Consider the following 4307-nt stretch of genomic DNA (forward strand, 5'->3'; position numbering starts at 1 on the left):
ATATCGTTAGTCCAACCGACTGCTGTTTACCAAAACAACTCGCTTATACTTGGCTGGAAAGCCCAGCAGAAAAAAGGGAAGGTGAAAGTATGGCTAACTTCTACCAATCATTTTAAAGAGGGTGGGAAAGATGAGTATAAGATGGTAAAGACGGTACCGCTCAAAGGAGAAAAGGCAGTTATCCCAGTCGGAGATACGACACCTGGCGGAATGTACAAAATAGTGCTGGAAGGGCCGCACAACATGGTCAACAGGTGGGTGCTGATGCCGTAGGTGAAAGGTGTCGGTAGTTCCGCTCAAATTTAACCGGTTGTTTGTTATAAGGTAACTTACAGGTAATATGCTGTTTATATCTTCACACAGTTTACTGAATAATTATTTACCTGTTAAATTCTTAAGCTTTAGACAAATGGCAGCAACTAAAGGGTTAAACTTCGCCGTGCTAACAGCGGGCACTGAGTTAGAAACACCAACAGGAATCGGGCGATTTCGCTCATACAAAATGGGAAACTTTAGGAGACAGAACGTTCTGGTGGAGTTCTTCAGGGGTAAAACAGTATGGTTTCCCGAAGATGTGCTTAAGCTGGTTCCGGCAGAGGGGCGGCAGGTGCCCAGGGGAACCAACAAGGCAAGAACATCTAGCCTGGAAGATCTTTACTATCTACTATAGTCTACAGTCAGTTACTTACCATACCCCATCGTTCACATGTATGCCAACCGGGTTCCCGGTTGGCATACATTTTTATAAATAGCTCAAGGAAAGAGAATTCGTGAACGTTGAAGCGGGGCCAGCTCCCGCTAAGCTTTCACATGGCGCAGCTTCAGCCAGAGTTACTGGTATAAGGTTAGTCTTACAGATACTGGTCCTGCAGGGCATAGGTGCCTTTACGCACCTGCACCAGGTCAACCGGGTTGATATCGAGCATGAGCAGGCGGTGCAGCGCTCGGCGGTGGCCTCGGGGTAAAATACGTGCGCCTTGCCCGCCGCCAGCTCCACGGACTGCACCTTGTCCGGGTGCTTGTGCAACAGGTAGCCCAAGTCTGTGGCCGGTTTATGGGTAGTGGTGATTTCTAAGATCATGTGGATTTCTCCTCTTTAGAGATATACATTACATTCAATATAAAACTTTTCCTGAAATACCACTGGCTTACGGGCCAGAGGCACCTTCAGGTAATTAGAAAGGAACAGGGCGACAGGCGGCCAGCGACATGCTGCTCTACCAGCTGAGCTACACCCTTGCGGGTGTTGGGACTCGAACCCACGACCTGCCGAATCGCAATCGAAGTAACGCTGGCCTACGGCACCTGTTCCAGTAAGTATAGAGGCGATGGGCAAATGGAGTTTAGTTTTGCGGGACAGGCGAAGTAACTCCATTTAACGGCACTCTACTTTTCTAAGTGGGCGACAGGCGACAAAGGACCTAAACCTTTTGCAAGGCGTTGCTCTACCAGCTGAGCTACAAGGCGCTCGGGCCTTGGCAGGAATCGAACCTGCGACACACGAAGTACCCCTTGTCTACGGCACCACTTTCCTATTTTAAAATGAGCGGGCGACAGACGGCCGGAGACTTATTGTATAGCTGGCGTGTTACCCTTTCACCATTCCCGGTCTTTACAGACCCGGGAAGCAGGACTCGAACCTGCAATTCCAGCACCTGGACGAAGTAACTCCAACCTACGGCACCGCTCAGATTTTAAAAGAAACAGGAGGGCGAAAGGCAGCACGTGCTTACGCTGCAGGCAGCGTGCAGGGCTCGAACCTGCTCGTCTCAAAGGACTACACCACGAAGTATCACGCACTTACGGCACCTCCTGTTTTAATTTTATAGTTCCATTTCCTCAATGACTGCCAAGGCATCTCCGCCCTTCTCAATCGCCTCCAGCACGTCGAACACCTTGTCGCTCCAGCCGGCGATGAGGAACACGTCGTCCCGCACCAGGTTTAGCGGTGAGCTGCCGTAGCCGGCCAGGTCGAAGAGGTATAGCCTGGCGTTTGGCGCAATGGCCTTGTACTTCTTCCACTCCTCGGTCAGGCTCTGATTGTAGCCGGTGTTATCCCAGAGCTGGCAGTCGGTAAAGAGCATCACCTTGTCGGCCTGCACCCGGCGGCTCGTCAGGTCGCGGATGACCAGGTAGCCGTTGGTGGAGTAGCCTACCTCCCCTTCGCGGCGATAGAACTCCTGCACGTTCGATAGCACCTGGCGCTGGGGCAGGTTGATCACTTTCCAGCTGTCGCCGAACATACCTGACACCACATAGCGGCAGCGGTGCTGCAGCAGCATGCCAAGCATCAGCCCGATGTCGTAGCTGAGGATCTTGCTGCGAGGCGAGATCGGGCGCTGCATGGAGCCCGACACGTCGCAGGCCACCACCACGCGCACCTCCTCGCTGAAGCCCCGCATGTTTTGCACACTTGCCTGCACGGCCTGCTCCAGCGCCTCCAGCACCATGGCGGTATAGCCGGAGGTGAGGGGCAACAGCTCGCGATAAGCGGCCAGGAAGCGGAAGGGCAGCTGTTTGGCCTGCTGCACGGCACGGGCATCGGAGAGGGTAGCGCATACCCGCTGCATATGCGCCGCCGATACCTCTGCCTGCAGGATGTTGCGCAGGTTGCGGAGCAGGGCCATGTAACCCAGCCGGCCGCTGTCGATCAGCTCCTCCCACTTGGCCCGCACCTCGGCGGCTTTGGCCTCGGCGTTCTCAAATGCCCGCTGCCCCAGCTCCGACAGTTCCGTCTCCCAGGTATAAGGTATAGCCAGCGTATCAGCGGCAATCTTGTCGAAGAGCGCCCGCTGCGTGTCGTCTTTGGACCTGGGGTGCACCAGGAACAACGCGTCGCGCAGCTTCACCTCCGTAGCCCGGTTATACTTGGCAAACTGGTACTCATCGAAGCGGTTGAAGGCCACGGCCAGCCCTTTCTGCAGCTGCTTGGAGAAGCGGCCCAGCTTTTTGGTGCCGGTGCGCCCGTTGCTCAGGCTGTAATAGGCGAGGAGCTCAGTTATCTCATCGGCACGCTGCACCACGCGGGCCACCGTGCGGCTCACCAGGTCGTCGCCGGCATGCACTTTGGCCAATTCCACCACCAGCACAAGCGGCACACTGCGCAGGTGCATGTGGGTGCGGGCGTACACAGCCAGCTTCGCCACAAACTCCGGATCGTTCTGCGCGATCAGCTCCCGGATGCGCTTCAGGCGCTGGTTACCGCTCTCGTAGAAGGTGTCGCTCAGCGAGGCCGTAACAACGGCTGCATACAGCTCAGCGGCTGGTCCTATCTTCCAGGCCAGCGCTCCTTCGTGGTTCGTGGTCTGGTGCTTCTTACGTGTGAGAAAGTTGAACTTCATGGCCTTTTGCTTTAATGATAGACCAAAGTTCAGGGGCTAGTGCGCAGTCTTTTTGCGCAGGTGGGGAAATTTTTAATATTTATAAAAAATTTATTAGATTTTGGTTGATTACATAACCTAACTTAGGTTAAAGTTCTATTCGGGCTCACTAGGTTCTTCTCAAATTACTTTAGCAAAGACTATAGATCATAGAAAATGAATTTCATTAAACAGATTGAGACATCATTAAAAGCAATCAATCAAGCAAGATTTCAAGACTTGATGAATCACTTGCTGCATGTCCAAGGGAACACTTTTATAGGTGCACCTGGCTCTGTAGTTGCTAAAGAGAAAACTAGTAAAGGAGCTCCAGATTCATTCTTTATTGATGGAGATAAGTATGTTTTTGTAGAGTGTACTACTCAAGAGAAGTTAGGAAAAGCTAAGAACTTTAGAGAGAAGTTGTTTAAAGATATTGAGCATTGTTTCAATGAAGAGAAGACCGGTATTAAGAAGGAGTTAGTTGGAAGGGTTATCTTAGCCTGTACTGATAAAATTACACCTAAAGATTTTGATGAACTGAAAGGTAGGGTTCTGCAGCATAATGCTAATGCAGCACTTGAAGTATATGATATACAAAACTTGCCGATGTATATTTATGACTTCCCTGGTCTTTCAGAACAATATGTTGGTGTTGAAATAGTAAAGGGTGAGATATATAACCTTCCTGATTTTTTAAACAAAACAACTAAAGGTTTACAGCCTTCATTAACCAATCATTTTATTGGTAGAGAAAAGGAGATAACAGAAGCGTTAGAACATCTTAATTATGTAGATATTCTTCTGCTTTCAGGTGCAGCTGGTGTTGGTAAGTCTAAGTTAGCGGTTAAGTTGTAAGCTACCCCAGATTTTGAGCCATTGTAAAGTTGGTTTTTCAAGTTACAATTTCCTCCAATAATTCCACCGGTGCTCTGAAATTCAGCCCCT

The 4307-nt window shown here is 50.7% G+C and carries 4 protein-coding genes and 1 pseudogene; 3 read left to right on the forward strand and 2 right to left on the reverse strand.

The features are described from left to right. A pseudogene (locus BM040_RS21895) lies at positions 1-273 on the forward strand (alkaline phosphatase family protein); the annotation flags it as partial. A 136-nt stretch (positions 274-409) separates the two neighbouring features. Next, the gene (locus BM040_RS21475) at positions 410-670 is read left to right on the forward strand and encodes a hypothetical protein (protein WP_139217873.1); all 261 of its coding nucleotides are present in this window, start codon (positions 410-412) and stop codon (positions 668-670) included. A 72-nt stretch (positions 671-742) separates the two neighbouring features. Here the strand turns inward: BM040_RS21475 and BM040_RS21480 are convergent, their stop codons facing one another. Further along, positions 743-1081 carry a hypothetical protein gene (locus BM040_RS21480; RefSeq protein ID WP_245756329.1) on the reverse strand — a complete coding sequence of 113 codons (339 nt, stop codon included), beginning with the start codon at positions 1079-1081 and terminating at the stop codon, positions 743-745. Positions 1082-1823: 742 nt separating this feature from the next. Next, a complete protein-coding gene (locus BM040_RS21485; RefSeq protein ID WP_092105881.1) occupies positions 1824-3341 on the reverse strand; it encodes a TROVE domain-containing protein in 1518 nt (505 codons plus the stop codon). Positions 3342-3536: 195 nt separating this feature from the next. Here BM040_RS21485 and BM040_RS21490 point away from each other — a divergent pair, with 195 nt between their 5' ends. Beyond that, complete coding sequence (locus tag BM040_RS21490; protein ID WP_092105883.1) at positions 3537-4217, forward strand: P-loop NTPase family protein; 681 nt, start codon at positions 3537-3539, stop codon at positions 4215-4217. Positions 4218-4307: the final 90 nt, after the last annotated feature.

Source organism: Pontibacter chinhatensis, assembly GCF_900113285.1.
GTDB classification, from domain to species: Bacteria; Bacteroidota; Bacteroidia; order Cytophagales; family Hymenobacteraceae; genus Pontibacter; species Pontibacter chinhatensis.

Excerpts from the sequence above, each read along its gene's own strand:
- BM040_RS21475 (WP_139217873.1), top strand. The coding sequence starts at position 410 with ATGGCAGCAACTAAAGGGTTAAACTTCGCCGTGCTAACAGCGGGCACT.
- BM040_RS21480 (WP_245756329.1), bottom strand. The coding sequence starts at position 1,081 with ATGATCTTAGAAATCACCACTACCCATAAACCGGCCACAGACTTGGGC.
- BM040_RS21485 (WP_092105881.1), bottom strand. The coding sequence starts at position 3,341 with ATGAAGTTCAACTTTCTCACACGTAAGAAGCACCAGACCACGAACCAC.
- BM040_RS21490 (WP_092105883.1), top strand. The coding sequence starts at position 3,537 with ATGAATTTCATTAAACAGATTGAGACATCATTAAAAGCAATCAATCAA.